Raw genomic sequence first — 16,627 nt, 5'->3', positions numbered from 1 at the left:
TAATTATTCTGAATGATCTATAATCTCTATATTACATCAAGGAGGATGAGTCCATGGCTTAAGTCATTGGCAGAAACTCTTTGGTCTTTTATAACATCATCCTAATATTAAAAACTTCCTAACTATTAGGAAAATGTATAGGCTTGGTAAAGGTAAAACGCTTACATTAATATAAGTGTGAGGAGGAAATACTAATGAAAAAACGTTACATTAAGTTATTAGAATATTTAGAACAATATGGTAATGACTATGTAAGTGGAAGCGAACTTGCTAATCTATTTAATGTAACGACAAGAACAATTAGAAATGACATTAGGGAAATAAATGAAACTTTTTTAGATAAAGTAATAATTACTGGTAATACTCAAAAAGGATATAAATTAGTTGGGGATTTATCAAATATTCAGCAAAATGAAGATGATTACGAAGAACGAGCTTTTCATATTATAAAAACACTTTTATCTGAAACTGATTTTATAACTTATGATGAACTGGCAAAAAAACTTTATTTTTCTACTCAAACAATTAGGAAAGACGTACAAAGATTATTTCAAATAATCCAAGCCGAAAAATGGAACATTGAGGTTGAAGCAATTATCTTCCAAGGAGTAAGGCTTAAGGGAAGTGAAGTAGAGAAACGTCTATTACTAAAAAAATTAGTAACAACAAATTGTTTAAAGAGAATGTCGCTTGATGAAGCGCTGCAATACTATTTTGGTGATTGGTTTAGTCAGTCCTCAATTCAATTAGTATATTCTTGTATTGAAGAAGAAGTCACAAAGTACAATTTGTTACTAAGCTCTGAAGAACTATTCGCAATATGTGTGAACATAATTATTAGTTTAAAACGAGTAGGCCTTCATCAAAAAATTGCTGAAAAAGACATGAGGTTAGATAATACCTGCTTTGAAGAATTAAAAATAGCAAAGTTAATCCTTAGTCGTTTAGCTAAGGAAATGAATGTACAGTTTGACGAATATGAATATCAGTATTTATGCTACCTGTTAATTTCTTTACAAATATTACCGAAGGAAAATGAAGTAACTGTGAATGAACACTCAGATGAAATAGAGGAAAAAGTAAAAGCGGTTATAAAAAATGTTGGGGATCGATATGGTTTTTCAAGTCGAAAGAATGAAAAGTTATTTAATCGCCTATTGGTACATATTACAAAGTCATTATATCCATTAAAATATTCCTTTCCTTTAGAGAATCCATTTATTTCTCAAATAAAGTCGGAATATATGAATGCTTATAATATTGCAGTGGTTTTAGCGAAAGAATTACAATTTTGCTTAAATATAAAGATACCAGAAAATGAAATCGGTTACTTGACACTACATATTATGAATATTATTGAAAATTCCCAAGAAACAAGGAAAAGAATTGCAATTATTTATGGGAAAAATCCGTTAGTAGGTAAGCTAATAGAAAGAAAAATAAATTTATACTTCCCAAATATTAAAATTGATGGTTTATTTGCAAATCATGAAATCCATTTACTTCCTGAAGAGATAGAAACTATAGTAACTACTAGTGTAATCCTTGAGGAGCAACACCTAAATGTGAAAAATTGTATTCGTGTTAGTGAAATGATTACAAATGAAGATATGAAGACTATTTCTATTCAATTGAATCGTGGCTTACTAAAGTACTATTTATCTCCGAATGATCTTTATTTCTTAGATGAAGAGAATCAAATAGATGTATTAAAAACCCTCACGCAGTTTGGAGATATTCAACATCTATATACAAGCATTAATGAAAGAGAAAAGATGTCGAGTACTAATATTGGTAATTTAGTGGCCATGCCGCATCCATTTGATTGTGGAAATAACAAAAAATTACGAGTGTTAGTAGCAATAAATAAACAAAAAATTTTGTGGGGAGACAAAATGGCTCAAATTATCTTTCTATTTATCCCTCCAAAAAATCAAAAGGTAAATAATACAAAGTTTTTTGAAGAGATTCATGATGTGTTTAAGCAAACAAACATGACAGAAAAATTATTAAATGTAACCAATTATGATGAGTTTTTGGAAGTTTGGTCTTCCAAATAATATTAGGAGGAAAAAATATGTTAATGAATATGAAAGATTTACTTTTAGTAGCTTATGAGAATAAATTTGCAGTTGGGTCATTTAATGTAGCAAATAGCGAATTTGTCAAAGTTGTAGTAAGTGCTGCAGAGGAGCAAAAATCTCCTGCTATACTTCAAATTCACCCGAATGAAATTAATTTAGTGACTGATGAATTTGTGGCATATGTACGAGAGGCTGCGTCAAAGTCTAAAGTTCCTTTTGTTATTCATTTAGACCACGGGGCAACAATCGAAGATATTACTCGATCTATTAGAAATGGCTATACGTCTGTGATGATGGATGCGTCACATTTACCATTTGAAGAAAATATGGCATTAACAAAAAAAGCAGTAGAACTTGCTCATATGGTAGGTGTGTCTGTAGAGGGTGAACTAGGTACTATTGGTAGTAATGAGGGTAGTTCAGAAGGCGGAGCAGATGAGATTTTATATACGAATCCTGATGAAGCAGCCATTTTTGTTGAAACAACAGGAATTGATACGCTTGCTGTTGCTGTTGGAACTTCACATGGCTTATACCCAAAAACGAAAGATCACTCTATTAAAATTGATCGATTAATGAAGATTCATGAAAAAGTAAACATTCCTTTGGTTCTCCACGGTGGATCAGACAACCCAGATGAAGAAATAAGACAAGCTGTGAAACATGGTATTGCCAAAATTAATTTATCAACAGATATGAAGAGAGCGTTTTATAACCAATTAAGAGCTACGCTGGATGATAATCCAAATGCTTACGAACCAGATATATTAATGCCTGAAGCAACGAAGGCAGCTATTGAATTAGTAAAGAAAAAAATGGATCTCTTTGGTTCAACTGGAAAAGCATCACTCTATAAATTAGGAGAAATTTAAGAGGAGGGATATATATGATGACTTCTAGTGTCTTAAGGCCAGAAAACATAATATTAGATTTAGTTGCTGAAACGAAAGAGGACTTAATTAATGAGCTTGCAGAAAAATTAAATAAAAACGGCTATTTACATGATCTTAAACAATTTAAACAGGATATTTGGGCTCGTGAAGATCAGGTTCCAACAGAAGTAGGGTTTGGTATTGCTATTCCACATGCAAAATCTGCTGGAGTTAAATCGCCTGCTATTATTATGGGAAGATCTTTAAGTGGAATTAAGTATAGTTCAGAAAAATGTAATTTATTTTTCATGATAGCAGCAGGCAAAGATTCTTCAACTGAGCACTTAAAGACTTTATCTAAAATCTCCACTTTTCTAATGGATGAAACCTTTAGAGCAAAGCTTATTCTTGCCAAAGATAGTCATGAAGTTGTCCAGCTATTTGCAAATGCTGAAGAAAAAATGCTACAAGTAGATACTATTGATAAGAAGTATTTTGGTAAGAAATTGGTCGGGGTTACTGGATGCCCTACTGGAATAGCACATACATTTATGGCTGCAGAAGCATTAAAAAATGCTGCTGAGGAGCTTGGCGTTCAAATAAAAGTTCAAACCAATGGATCGACGGGAATACAGAACAGATTAACTCAAGAAGATATTGATGAAGCAGATGGAATAATTGTTGCTGCAGATGTTAAAGTGGACATGGATGTCTTCGGTGATCGTAAGGTTATTAAAACGTCTGTTAAAAATGGGATACATCATGCTAAGGATTTAATTGAAGATGCTATTTCTGGAAAAGGTACGGTTTTAAATCAGGGGAACAACAAGTTAAAGGAAGCAAAAGAAAAAACACGATTAAAACAACCTAAAATATACAGCCATATAATGAATGGGGTATCTTTTATGATTCCATTTGTTGTTGCTGGCGGTATATTAATCGCAATCTCCTTTATGTTTGGCATTCATGCTTCAGACCCGACCAGTTCAGAATATAATGCATTCGCTGCTTTTCTAGGTACAGCAGGTGGTAGCGCAGCCTTCGCACTAATGGTTCCAGTATTAGCAGGATATATTGCGTATAGTATTGCGGATCGTCCAGGTTTAGCACCAGGTATGATTGGTGGTATGATGGCAACCCTTGGTGGTTCAGGATTCTTAGGTGGTATGATTGCAGGTTTTATTGCTGGTTATACAATCTTAGGATTGAAAAAATTATTAAAAGGCATTCCAGATTCATTACAAAGTCTTTCCCCGGTACTAATACTTCCTGTATTAGCAACGTTTGTAACAGCCTTTATTATGCACTTTGTAATTAATAGTCCGATGGCGTGGATTAATGAATCGTTACAAGGTTGGTTAAATGGTTTAACTGGTTCGAATGCAATTTTATTAGGAGCGCTTTTGGCAGGAATGATGGCATCTGATATGGGCGGTCCTATCAATAAAACAGCATCAGCATTTGGCTTAGCAATGTTTGCAAATCATATTTACGAACCATCTGCTGCACTAATGGTTGGAGGAATGGTTCCTCCATTAGGGATTGCATTAGCAACAACACTATTTAAAAATAAATTCTCACTTGAAGATCGCAACGCAGGAAAAGCTGCTTATATTATGGGGGCATCTTTTATTACTGAGGCAGCCATTCCGTTTGCTGCAAGTGATCCATTAAGAATAATTCCAGCAAATATTGTTGGTTCAGCAATTGGTGGTGGGATTTGTATGGCATTAGGGATTTCTTTACAGGCTCCTCATGGTGGAATCTTTGTAATTCCTATTGCTGCAAGCAGTCCATTGTTATACATTGCATGTATTTTAATTGGTTCAATTATTACAGCTTGTATAATTGGAGTATTAAAAAAACCTGTTTACAGAACACAAGATAATACTAGTGAGAAGTCAGGAAATAAAACAGTAGCAATCAAAGCAGTATAATTTATACGAGTGAAAATGACATTGGTACTGTACAAAGCTTAGGAAAAGTCTTTACACAAAACTAAAGGTAGATCCCTTGGGAATTCCCAAGGGATTCTGCCATTAGATATGAATATCGTTTATGTAATTTAACTAAGCTAAGGCAGGCTCTGAATCACGAGTTCCATCCGAGTGCAATCCTGCATGCTGACCAAGGCTTCCCATGTACTAATTTAACGGATGTGAAGGAAGAAGTTGATCGAGTTATTGAAGAATATAATGAGAGTCGTTATCAATAGGGGCTAAAGAAATAGCCACGGTAACACCTGCTCATACCACTTAATCCAACATCCAAATCAGGTACAGCCAATACAATGTGAGTAATTGCTGTCATATGTATCCCCTCCTGATAATAAAATACCCTTTAAGGTGAGGGGCAAACGGTACCGTTTTGGACAAAAAAAAGAAGCAATAGCCAATACTGCTTCTTTGATTACATATATCGACCTCAAGAAATTCTTTAAATTTCACCCTCTTCAAGCCTCCTATTATACTCAACTTTACTTATTAACCCTTTTGCATTACAGGTAAGACAATCAGTATAAATATCGTAGGCACCTGTACCTGCACAAACATGGCATTTAACATGAGTTTCCGGTATATCCTTTTGCATGAATGAAAAAACTTTTCCAATATACTGCAGAATAATCATTCCCAAAACTCCTTTTTTTTCTATCATACAACGAAAAAGTGTGAAGGAAACAAGGAATACAATAACATTACTTAAAACAAATAAAACCATAACATACTTTACATGGGGTTAAAAATTAGGGATTCATGTGGTGTACTTATGTCGAGTGATGTCGGAAATAATTGGAAGGATATTCTTTATAGCTGAAAAGTTGATAGTTTAATTAATGAAAGAAATATAACCGAAAAAAGTGAAATGGAGTTTTGGTAACAGTACTCAAAGAAGAGTTTACTCTATTTTATAACACTTCCATGTCAGTCATTAATGTTCAAATATGGGAGGTAAAGATGAGGAAATATGGTTTAATCATTATCGCTGTAATTTGCTTAAGTATTAATTCTTGGTCATCAGCATTGGAAAAACTCAGACGGAGAAAGATTTGGAAAGCATCATGTCAAAGTTACAAAAAGAACTTCCGAATACAAAAATACTAATCATTTCACCAAACCCAGTCGCAAATGGTAAAACGGAGAATAGTTTAGGTTTGATTTATTTGGATTATATTCACGCTTCCGAACAGGTCATTAAAAAGAATAAATGGAAATATATAAATAGTAAAGAAGAAAATGAAAAGAAGCTAAGTAAAAAGAATATGAGATTGGCTGATATCCTGACTAATGATAACATACATCCCAATGATCAAGGGCATTACAAATGGTTCGAGGTTATAGAGGAATATTTTAAGTTGAAGAAGTAGTAAAAGGGGAAAAAGTGGCTATATCCACTTTTTCCCCTTTTACAGATTACTCTATGCACCAAAAAGAAAGCGGTATCATAGTTTCTAAATCCTCAAAGACTTATCTTGAATAAATTCGCGCATTTCCTCTTTCGATATTCCTGACCCCATAACATCCTGCATGATTTCCATCCACTCTTCATCCATGCCCTTATCTGCTTGTTCATTCAACAGAGCATCGACCTTAATACAAAGTATTCTAGCGATTTTTTCCAAAACTAAAATAGTAGGGTTTGTTTGAAGGTTTCTTTCAAGTGAGCTTATATAAGATTTGGCAACGCTAGATTTTGCGGAGAGTTCACTAATTGACATTTTCCTTTCTTCTCTAAGTGACTTAACTCGGTAACCTATCATTTTGACCACACCTAACCATTAATATGAAAATTATATACTGATTTAAACTATCACTTTCAGTTTACACATTTTCCTATCAATGATAACTAGGTACTAAAATACTTGACACAATTATATGTATAAACGGATTTTTCTTTTTTGGTAGGCATTTAGTTAGGTTTATTTTTAGTAAATATTATAAAACGTGACAATGACATAGAAAAAAATGGGGATTGGCTATACTTAGGTTTATTGAAAATTTAAGTCAAAAATATTCTGGTAAATGGGTAATATATATATGTTCAATGCAATATTTCGAATTTGGGAATTGTTTCCTTTGTATTGTCATTCTCTTTTTTGTAAAATTACTAAGGGATTTGAAAAGTATTCTTTGATTGTAATTTTCATGTAAATTTCCTTGAAAGTACATAAAAACTAGGTAATATTATGGTATAATGCAATAGGTCATTTTTAACAAATCAGGAGGATGAAATGGAAGAAACTATTAGTATTAAAGATATTTTTAAAACATTAAAGAAACGTTGGAAGTTAATTACGCTACTGACATTAATCGCCGCGTTGATTAGTGGTACAATATCTTATTTTTTATTAACACCTATTTACCAATCATCTACACAGATTTTAGTTAATCAGAAACAATCGAAGAACCAATTGGATTCTACTCAAATTCAATCTAATATTGCCGTGATCAATACATACAGTGTGATCATAAAAAGCCCTGCTATATTAGAGAAGGTTATTGATGATCTTGAACTAGAACAAAGTGTGGATCAACTTAGTCAAAAAATTACGATTAACAGCCAAGAAAATTCTCAAGTCTTCTCTTTAACGGTTCAAGATAACAATCCATCGAAGGCAGTCGAAATTGCAAACGCAGTGTCTGGAACATTCCAAAAGGAAATCAAAGATATCATGAATGTCGACAATGTTAGCATACTTGCGAAGGCAGAAATAAAGGAAAATCCAGCTCCTGTAAAACCATCTCCATTAATGAATATTGCTATTGCGGTGGTAGTTGGGATAATGGCTGGAATAGCCTTGGCATTCCTATTAGAGTACATGGATAATACGATAAAAGACGAGAAGGATATTGAGAATCTTCTTGACTTGCCATTACTTGGATCCATTCAAAAAATATCACAACATAAATAAAGAACCATTCAGTGACATTAAGAAAGGAAGTGGGATTTTTGAGAAGGAAAGATGAAAAACAAGTGAATTTAATTGCACAGACTAATCCTAAATCGCCTATTACTGAACAATATCGATTAATTAGGACAAACATACAATTCTCTTCAGTTGATAAAGAAATCAAAACAATTATGGTTACTTCCGCGGAGCCTAATGATGGGAAATCGACTACAGCTGCCAACCTAGCGATTGTAATGGCTCAAGAAGAGAAAAAAGTATTGCTTGTGGATGCGGATTTAAGGAAACCGTCCATTCATTATGCTTTTAACCTTAGTAATATACATGGAATTACTAGCGTATTGACAAAGAAAATGGACTTAAGAAAAACTATCTCGAATTCAAATGTTTCAAATTTAGACATTTTAACAAGTGGACCGATACCACCTAATCCTTCAGAGTTATTAAACTCCAAAGCGATAGAAACAGCTATTAATGAACTGAAAGGTATCTATGATTATATCATTTTTGATACACCGCCAGTTCTTGTAGTCACTGACTCTCAAATTGTTGCAAATAAATGTGATGGCGTGATCATGGTAGTGGCAAGCGGCAAGACAAACAAACAAAGTGCAGTAAAAGCAAAAGAACTTTTAGTGAAAGCTAATACATCCTTGCTTGGAGTCGTTTTGAATGGCGTTGAAACGGATAACAGCAATTATTATTACTATCAATCTTAAACAAAAATAAGACAATTTTCGACAAAATAACACCCTGTTTGATGGCAGTAATATATGCTACTATTAGTCAGGGTATTAATTCCTATTTTTAGTAATTAGGCGGCCTTTTTTTATATTCGTTTTATAAAGGAAGTGTATGAAATTTGATCGACATACATTGTCACATTCTCCCAGGAGTTGATGATGGATCTGCGGACATGAAGGAAAGCTTGAACATGGCAAGAAAAGCGGTAGAAGCAGGTATAACACATGTTTTTGCCACGCCGCATCACTTAAATGAGAAATATGTAAATGTTAAAAGTGACATCATTGACCGTGCAGTAAGGTTAAATGAGAGTTTTCAACTAGAAAATATTCCTCTTACCATTCATCTCGGACAAGAAGTAAGAATACACCGAGACATATTTTCATCACTTGAAAAGGAAGAAATCCTAACACTGGACGATAATGGTACATATTTGCTGCTAGAGCTTCCATCGGGAAGGGTACCTACATACACAAGAGAAGTGATATATGAGCTGCTGCTGAAAGGAATCACACCGATTATCGTACATCCAGAGAGAAATAAGGAATTGATCGAAAATCGTAATCTATTATTTGAATTGGTCCAAGAAGGTGCGTTAACTCAACTTACCTCTGGCAGTATCATCGGGAACTTCGGTAAAAGAATCCAATCATTTTCAAAAAAGATAATTGAACATAATCTGGCTCATTTTATTGCAACAGATGCTCATAATATAGTATCTAGAGGGTTCACGTTACAACAAGCCTATGAAACCATTACAAAGACATACGGAATACAACGTACATTTTTTTTAAAAGAAAACGCTGAGCAGCTAATAGAGGGACAAAGTCCTTCTATTGAAAAACCAGTGCCATTCAAAAAGAAAATCTTAGGGATCTTTTAGAAAACCAGAAAGTTAGGGAACGCTTACATTATTATAAAAAAAATTTGTCTTCGTGTAAACTTTTAGTTTTTTTTGTTGTTGGAGCAACAAATATAAGGAGGTGGATAAACCACCTTGCTTCTCATATTAAAAATGAAAATCATGTGAAATAAAATACAATACATTAAAACTGGATTTAATAGAGAGTAAATCAAACAATATTAAAGGGGGAAATGTGGTTGGCCTACCGAAAACGATTAACACTTCTGGCCCTATTAGACTCATTAATAGTATTATCGGCCATTTATGTAAGTTATTTATTCTTGTATCCCTATTTGGAAATATTTAAATTACCAACACTCTTAGTTACATCAGTCTCTCTATTAATCAGCCATCATTTTTTTGCTTCTATTTATAAACTGTATAAGAAGGCCTGGGAGTATGCAAGTATTGGGGAGTTACTATCCATTGTTAAAGCCGTAACCCTATCGGTTATCACTGTTATCGCCATCCAGTTAATGGTTTTTCAAGATGTTTATGTAAGAGCCATGGCATTGACCTGGATGATGCATGTTATCCTAATTGGCGGTTCCCGCTTTTCATGGAGAATGCTGCGTGACCGTTTGATAAATAATCAAAAGGAAACCAGGAATACATTGGTTATTGGTGCGGGGTCGGCTGGGACCATGGTTGTACGTCAGCTCCTCAATAATCATGATACGGAACTTAAACCAGTGGCATTCATTGATGATGATCCGAAAAAAGATAAGCTAGACATATTAGGAATACCCGTAGTGGGTAACTCTAAACATATTCCTGAAATGGTTGAAAAATATCATATTGATAATATTGTCATCGCGATTCCTTCATTAAGTAAAAAAGAATTAAAGGTCATCTTTGAAGAATGTGTGAAAACAAATGCAAAAACACAGATCATGCCGATGATTGAAGATATTATGTTAGGGAAGGTAGCTGTTAATCAGTTTAAAGAAGTGGAAGTAGAAGATTTATTAGGAAGAGAACCAGTTGAATTAGATATTAATAGTATTTCGGAATATGTAACTGGTAAGACCATTCTAGTTACTGGAGCTGGAGGATCTATTGGATCTGAGATTTGCCGTCAAATATGCAGATTCTCACCGGGAACTCTTATTTTACTAGGACATGGAGAAAATAGTATCTATCAAATTGACATGGAACTGAAAAAGTTATATGCCAATCAAATTAAGATCATACCTGTCATCGCAGATATTCAAGACCGAGAAAGAATTTTTGAAGTGCTGGACACCCACCGACCTGATGTTGTTTATCATGCGGCTGCACACAAACATGTACCACTTATGGAATACAATCCTCGTGAAGCAATTAAGAATAACGTTTTTGGTACAAAGAATGTTGCAGAAGCAGCGGATACGTTTGGTGTAGGGGCGTTTGTGATGATTTCATCAGATAAAGCCGTTAATCCAACAAACGTCATGGGATCAACAAAGCGAATTGCTGAAATGATTATCCAGCAGTTAGCAAAAAATAGCTCAACAAAGTTTGTCGCAGTTCGTTTTGGGAATGTTTTAGGAAGCAGAGGGAGTGTCATTCCTTTATTTAAAAAGCAAATCCAGGCAGGTGGACCAGTAACGGTCACGCATCCAGATATGACAAGGTATTTTATGACTATACCCGAGGCATCCAGATTAGTCATTCAGGCAAGTTCTTTGGCTAGAGGTGGGGAAATCTTCGTGCTTGATATGGGTGAACCAGTTAAGATTGTTGAATTAGCAACGAACCTTATCCAGTTATCAGGTTATTCCATTGATGAAATTGGAATCGAATTTTCAGGAATCCGTCCTGGTGAGAAAATGTATGAAGAACTATTAGGGGAGAAAGAGGTTCATAGTGAAGCTGTGTTCCCTAAAATCTTTATAGGAAAAGCGGTACTAGAACAGGAAGAGGAAATACAGTATCTTTTAAACTCTTATGATGATTTATCCATAACAGAACTTAAAGAATTTGTAATAAATTTAGCAAATCGAAGAAAGAACAAAAGTTTTTCATTAGTGAAATAATTAGGAGGACTAATAAGTGAAGAAAATAACAAAAGCAATCATCCCTGCAGCCGGATTGGGCACTCGTTTTTTGCCTGCTACTAAAGCGATGCCAAAAGAGATGCTGCCAATCGTTGATAAACCAACGATTCAGTACATAGTGGAGGAAGCCGTTGCATCAGGAATAAAAGACATAATAATCGTAACTGGAAAAGGCAAACGTGCGATTGAGGACCATTTTGATTACGCTCCAGAGCTTGAACAAAATCTATTGGAAAAAGGAAAAGTAGAGTTGCTCAATAAGGTACAATATTCCACTAACCTTGCTAATATCCATTACATTAGACAGAAAGAACCAAAAGGGTTGGGTCACGCTGTATGGTGTGCACGTAAATTCATTGGGGACGAGCCATTTGCCGTACTTTTAGGTGATGATATTGTCCAGAGTGAAACTCCTTGCTTAAAGCAGTTAATTAATCAGTTTGAGGAAACAAACAATTCAATTATTGGTGTTCAAACCGTACCTAAGGAAGAAACAAACCGCTATGGGATAATAGATCCCGCTTTTCAAGATGGACGGCTATATCAAGTTGATAACTTTGTAGAAAAACCAGCCTTAGGATCAGCACCTTCTAATTTAGCCATTATGGGAAGATATATCCTTACTCCTGAAATCTTCAGTATGCTTGATCAGCAAGAAGCTGGTGCAGGAGGGGAAATTCAGCTAACGGATGCGATTCAACAGTTAAACCAAATACAGCAAGTTTTTGCTTATGATTTTGAAGGAAAACGATATGATGTTGGGGAGAAGTTAGGGTTTGTAAAAACGACATTAGAGTTTGCCCTGCAGAACGAAGAAATCAAGGATGATTTAGTAGAGTTTTTAGAACAAATGGTTAAGGATATTTCCTCAGAAAAGATTAATGCATAGCTAAATTCATGTTTTTGGTGAAATATGAATTATATATTTTTTACCCAAGGAAGATTTTACAGGTTAAAACATCAAGGGATATCTCTACACCCATCTTCCTTGGATACTCTTTACCCTATTTAACCCTATTTTAATAGTGGCTAGATGGAGAAAGAATTTGTTGGAAAATATCTACATATAAAGTGACTAATTGTAGGAAGGAAGTTTTAGAGAATGAAGGATAGATTATTCCTATCATCACCACATATGAGTGATGAAGGTTATGAAATGGAATATGTTAAGGAAGCTTTTGATACGAACTGGATTGCTCCTCTCGGGGAAAACGTGAATCAATTTGAAAAAGAACTGGCAACTAAGGTAGGGAGTGAAGCTGCTGCAGCACTATCTTCAGGCACAGCCGCAATTCATTTAGCTCTTAAAGCAGCAGGAGTTGAAGAAGGAGATATTGTGTTTTGTCCTACATTAACATTCTCAGCAACTGTCAACCCGGTAATTTATCAAAAAGCTATTCCTGTTTTTATAGATAGTGATTATGAGACTTGGAATATGTGTCCTAAAGCTTTGGAAGATGCTTTTGAGAAATATCCTGAAGTTAAAGCAGTAATTGTAGTGCATCTTTATGGGGTTTCTGCAGATATGGATAAGATTATGGAGATCTGCAATAAGCATAATGTAGCGGTAATTGAAGATGCTGCTGAAAGCTTAGGTACTTATTATAAAGGGAGACATACTGGAACCTTTGGTGATTATGGGATTTTCTCTTTTAATGGGAATAAGATTATCACTACTTCAGGCGGTGGGATGCTAGTTTCTAATAATGAAGAGCGTATTGCTAAGACGAGATTTTGGGCGACTCAGAGTAGGGACCAAGCAAGGCACTATCAGCATAGTGAATTAGGATTTAATTACCGGATGAGCAATGTAGTTGCTGGGATTGGCAGAGGGCAGCTAAAGGTCTTAGATCAAAGAGTAGAGAAGAAAAACTATATCTTAGAATTTTATAAAAGAGAACTTGGTGAACTTGACGGTGTAGAGTTCATGCCTAGTAATGAGTGGGATAAACCGAATTATTGGTTAAGTTCTATGACTTTGAATGGTAAGGTTAGACCGATAGATGTTATGGAAGCTCTTGAAAAAGAAAATATAGAGTCAAGACCAGTTTGGAAGCCAATGCATCTTCAGCCATTTTTTGAGAAGTATGACTTTGTTGGAACGGATGTATCGGAGAAATTGTTTGAGAATGGTGTTTGTTTGCCTTCTGATACGAAGTTAACGGATGAGGATTTGGAGAGAGTTGTAAAAATTATTAAAGGATTGTGGGTAAGGTAATGAAAACTTCTAAAGGTGGTATTTATAGAAGATACCTAAAAAGATCGATGGATTTCATACTATCTTTGATTGCTATTGTAATCCTAAGTCCCATACTTGTGGTTGTTGCGTTACTTGTAAGAGTTAAGCTGGGTAGTCCAGTGTTATTTAAACAAAATAGACCAGGGCTCAATGAGAATATTTTTATGATGTATAAGTTTAGGACGATGACGGATGAAAAGGATGAAAATGGAGAACTTTTACCAGATAGTGTTAGGTTGACAAATTTCGGGAGATTCCTACGTTCAACATCCCTTGACGAACTTCCAGAGTTGTTTAACATTCTAAAAGGAGATATGTCGATTGTAGGACCTAGACCTTTGGCTATTCAGTATTTACCCTATTATACAGAACTGGAAAGAATTAGACATTCTGTGAGACCTGGACTATCGGGCTTAGCACAGATCAACGGTAGGAATACTGCCTCATGGGAACAGCGATTTTCCTACGATATAGATTATGTTAATAATATTAATTTTATTAGCGATTTGAAAATAGTAATAGAAACAATTTTAAAGGCGGTTAAAAGAGTTGATATCGGTGAGCGAGGTGTGGATTCACCACCTGATTTTGATAAGTACAGAGAGAAAAAATACAAAATAGGAGGTACTTCAAAGTGAATATAATTGGTGAAAAAGTACTCTTACGCGCAATAGAGATTTCTGATAAAGAAGTACTGTTGGAAATAATTAATGATAGTCACACGGAGTATTCACTTGGAGGATGGTCTTTCCCTGTTTCTAGTTTGAATCAAGAGGAATGGATTAAAGATCAAAAACCTAATGCGGATATATTAAGATGTATGATTATTGATAAAGAGGATAACAAAATACTAGGTACACTTATCTTGTCGGATATTGATTATAAAAATGGCAATGCTGAGATACACATCAAATTACTTAGAGGAGTTAGAGGTAAAGGTTACGGATTTGATACAATCAATACAATTGTTAAATATACGTTTAATGAATTGAGGCTTCATTGTGTCTATGCTCATATTAATGGTTATAATATCCCATCACAAAAACTATTTGAAAAATGTGGTTTTAAAAAGGAAGGTTTATTAAAGAGCAGGATATTTAAAAAAGGTGAATATCACGATGTAATAATTCTATCAATAATAAACGAGTTATAGTATGGAAATAGGAAGTGAGTTTTGGCTAGATAATATACCAGAAACAGCTCAAACTGTCGAACCTAATTGGTTAACAAAATATGGAGATTTTGTTTTAGCCTCATCAGGGAGAGGGGCAATCAGTTTATTATTACAACAAGTCACCCCTAAGTATAAATCAGTACTCTTGCCCGCTTATATTTGTGATTCTGTAATTCTTCCATTTATTGAGCAGGGATACAGTTGTTACTTTTATAATATAAATGATGATTTATCTCCAAATATTGAGAGCATTAAATCATATAAAAATATTGGGATTTTTATCCATATGGGGTACTACGGTTTTCCCTCAAATTCTAATCTATTAAATGTTCTTAAGAACTTTAAAGATCAATCAGTTATAGTCTTAGAAGATATAACACATACTTTATTTTCGAGCTTTAAAAGATTTGAAGAGAATGATTTCTATGTAGGAAGTATAAGGAAGTGGCTTGGGTTACCTAGCGGAGGCTTTATAGCAGCTTCAAAAAGAAAACTTAAAAGACCTTTATTAACTAATGATGTATTTACAAAATTAAGAACTACGGCTTTATCTTCTAAAGGGGAGTATATGAAAACTAGTGATGAGAATTTAAAAGACCTGTTCCTAAATCAGTTTTCTCGGGCAGAGTCTTTATTAGATAGAGATGTGGCTCCTTATAGTATAGATGGCTTGTCCATGACCTTAATAAATTTATTAGATGCAGATGAATTAGTTAGAAAAAGAACAATAAATTTCACAACATTGTCTGAAGGGTTAAAATCAATTAGTTATTTGAACCCGATCTTTAAGAAAAATACAAAAAATATATGTCCGTTGTTTTATCCAGTAATGATTAAGAAAGATAGAGATAGTATACGAAAAAAACTCGTTGAAGAAAAAATTTATTGTCCTGTACATTGGCCTATCCCTAATCAAATTAAAGACAGAGATATAGACAGTACATTAGGGATATACAATAATATACTTTCAATACCTTGTGACCAAAGATATGGAATAAATGAGATGGAAAGAATAGTTTCAGTATTCAGACGTCTTTAAACTACAAGGTTGATATTTAGAATTAAGGGAAGTGAATACATGTTAAAAACAAATTTAGAAATAGAAAAATTAAAATTCGGATTATCAGTAATTACTTTAGATGAAACAGAAAAATGGGACGAAATTGTAAAAGGATTTAATGGTTTTGATGTGTATTATCTTTCTGATTATGTAAATGCATTCAAAGTTCATGGAGACGGTGAACCAACGCTTTTCTATTATAAAGGTCAAGATATGAAAGCAATGAATGTTGTTATGAAAAGAGATATTTCATTAGATAAGAGATTTACTGGGAAGATACCTCCTAATACTTATTTTGATATATCAACACCATACGGTTATGGAGGTTTTTTGATAGAAGGTGAAGTCACAGAAAATAGCTTGAAAGCTCTTGATTATGAATATAGTTTAATATGTAATAACCAGGGAATTATTAGTGAATTTGTTCGCTTCCATCCGGTCCTTAAGAATGATGAAGAATTAAAAGATATCTATGATATCGATAGACTTGGAAAAACTATTACAATGGAATTATATTCACAAGATCAGATTTGGAGCAACCTTACTAGTAAAAATAGAAATATGATTAGAAAAGCAAAGAAATCTGGGGTTGAAATCTTCTGGGG

16 protein-coding genes are annotated in these 16,627 nt (G+C 34.1%); 14 read left to right on the top strand and 2 right to left on the bottom strand.

The window, feature by feature from the left end:
• Nucleotides 1–194 precede the first annotated feature (194 nt).
• Genes ACFWE9_RS20775 through ACFWE9_RS20765 form a run of 3 tightly spaced genes read left to right on the top strand, consistent with a single transcriptional unit; the run spans nucleotide 195 to nucleotide 4,893 of the window.
• Nucleotides 195–2,060, top strand: a complete 1,866-nt coding sequence (locus ACFWE9_RS20775) for a BglG family transcription antiterminator (RefSeq protein WP_377358561.1) — start codon at nucleotides 195–197, stop codon at nucleotides 2,058–2,060.
• 17 nt (nucleotides 2,061–2,077) lie between these two features.
• Nucleotides 2,078–2,956: a ketose-bisphosphate aldolase gene (locus ACFWE9_RS20770; protein ID WP_377358559.1), complete on the top strand. Its 879-nt coding sequence runs from the start codon at nucleotides 2,078–2,080 to the stop codon at nucleotides 2,954–2,956.
• 14 nt (nucleotides 2,957–2,970) lie between these two features.
• Nucleotides 2,971–4,893 carry a PTS fructose transporter subunit IIABC gene (locus ACFWE9_RS20765; protein WP_377358557.1) on the top strand — a complete coding sequence of 641 codons (1,923 nt, stop codon included), beginning with the start codon at nucleotides 2,971–2,973 and terminating at the stop codon, nucleotides 4,891–4,893.
• Between the two features lie 499 nt (nucleotides 4,894–5,392).
• Here ACFWE9_RS20765 and ACFWE9_RS20760 read toward each other — a convergent pair whose 3' ends face one another.
• Nucleotides 5,393–5,584, bottom strand: a complete 192-nt coding sequence (locus tag ACFWE9_RS20760; protein WP_137023242.1) for a hypothetical protein — start codon at nucleotides 5,582–5,584, stop codon at nucleotides 5,393–5,395.
• Between the two features lie 430 nt (nucleotides 5,585–6,014).
• Between ACFWE9_RS20760 and ACFWE9_RS20755 the strand changes: the two genes are divergently transcribed.
• Nucleotides 6,015–6,320 carry an SGNH/GDSL hydrolase family protein gene (locus tag ACFWE9_RS20755; protein ID WP_377358555.1) on the top strand — a complete coding sequence of 102 codons (306 nt, stop codon included), beginning with the start codon at nucleotides 6,015–6,017 and terminating at the stop codon, nucleotides 6,318–6,320.
• A gap of 84 nt (nucleotides 6,321–6,404) precedes the next feature.
• Here the strand turns inward: ACFWE9_RS20755 and ACFWE9_RS20750 are convergent, their stop codons facing one another.
• Complete coding sequence (locus ACFWE9_RS20750; protein ID WP_377358553.1) at nucleotides 6,405–6,713, bottom strand: helix-turn-helix domain-containing protein; 309 nt, start codon at nucleotides 6,711–6,713, stop codon at nucleotides 6,405–6,407.
• Between the two features lie 471 nt (nucleotides 6,714–7,184).
• On the opposite strand from ACFWE9_RS20750, the gene ACFWE9_RS20745 reads away from it, so the two are divergent.
• The 10 genes from ACFWE9_RS20745 to ACFWE9_RS20700 form a co-directional block, all read left to right on the top strand.
• On the top strand, nucleotides 7,185–7,865 hold the full coding sequence (locus ACFWE9_RS20745) for a YveK family protein (RefSeq protein WP_377358550.1): 681 nt from the start codon (nucleotides 7,185–7,187) through the stop codon (nucleotides 7,863–7,865).
• 38 nt (nucleotides 7,866–7,903) lie between these two features.
• Complete coding sequence (locus tag ACFWE9_RS20740) at nucleotides 7,904–8,581, top strand: CpsD/CapB family tyrosine-protein kinase (RefSeq protein ID WP_377358548.1); 678 nt, start codon at nucleotides 7,904–7,906, stop codon at nucleotides 8,579–8,581.
• Between the two features lie 143 nt (nucleotides 8,582–8,724).
• Nucleotides 8,725–9,489, top strand: coding sequence for a tyrosine-protein phosphatase (locus tag ACFWE9_RS20735; protein WP_377358546.1), 765 nt, complete (start codon nucleotides 8,725–8,727; stop codon nucleotides 9,487–9,489).
• A gap of 218 nt (nucleotides 9,490–9,707) precedes the next feature.
• Entirely contained in the window at nucleotides 9,708–11,528 is a 1,821-nt protein-coding gene (locus ACFWE9_RS20730) for a polysaccharide biosynthesis protein (protein ID WP_377358544.1), read from the top strand.
• Nucleotides 11,529–11,544: 16 nt separating this feature from the next.
• A complete protein-coding gene (galU, locus tag ACFWE9_RS20725) occupies nucleotides 11,545–12,438 on the top strand; it encodes a UTP--glucose-1-phosphate uridylyltransferase GalU (protein WP_377358542.1) in 894 nt (297 codons plus the stop codon).
• A gap of 213 nt (nucleotides 12,439–12,651) precedes the next feature.
• Nucleotides 12,652–13,767 (top strand): DegT/DnrJ/EryC1/StrS family aminotransferase, encoded by a 1,116-nt coding sequence (locus ACFWE9_RS20720; protein WP_377358540.1) that lies wholly within the window; start codon nucleotides 12,652–12,654, stop codon nucleotides 13,765–13,767.
• Nucleotides 13,767–14,426, top strand: a complete 660-nt coding sequence (locus ACFWE9_RS20715) for a sugar transferase (protein ID WP_377358538.1) — start codon at nucleotides 13,767–13,769, stop codon at nucleotides 14,424–14,426. The genes ACFWE9_RS20720 and ACFWE9_RS20715 overlap by 1 nt, the downstream gene beginning before the upstream one ends.
• On the top strand, nucleotides 14,423–14,941 hold the full coding sequence (locus ACFWE9_RS20710) for a GNAT family N-acetyltransferase (protein WP_377358536.1): 519 nt from the start codon (nucleotides 14,423–14,425) through the stop codon (nucleotides 14,939–14,941). Before ACFWE9_RS20715 ends, ACFWE9_RS20710 begins: the two co-directional genes overlap by 4 nt.
• 1 nt (nucleotide 14,942) lies before the next feature.
• Nucleotides 14,943–16,001: a PLP-dependent aminotransferase family protein gene (locus ACFWE9_RS20705; RefSeq protein ID WP_377358534.1), complete on the top strand. Its 1,059-nt coding sequence runs from the start codon at nucleotides 14,943–14,945 to the stop codon at nucleotides 15,999–16,001.
• 39 nt (nucleotides 16,002–16,040) lie between these two features.
• Nucleotides 16,041–16,627: hypothetical protein (locus ACFWE9_RS20700; protein WP_377358532.1), on the top strand; the 587-nt coding region annotated here is incomplete at its 3' end.

Source organism: Peribacillus sp. NPDC060253, from assembly GCF_042727425.1.
GTDB lineage: Bacteria > Bacillota > Bacilli > Bacillales > DSM-1321 > Peribacillus.
This window is presented reverse-complemented; position numbering and strand designations above follow the sequence as displayed.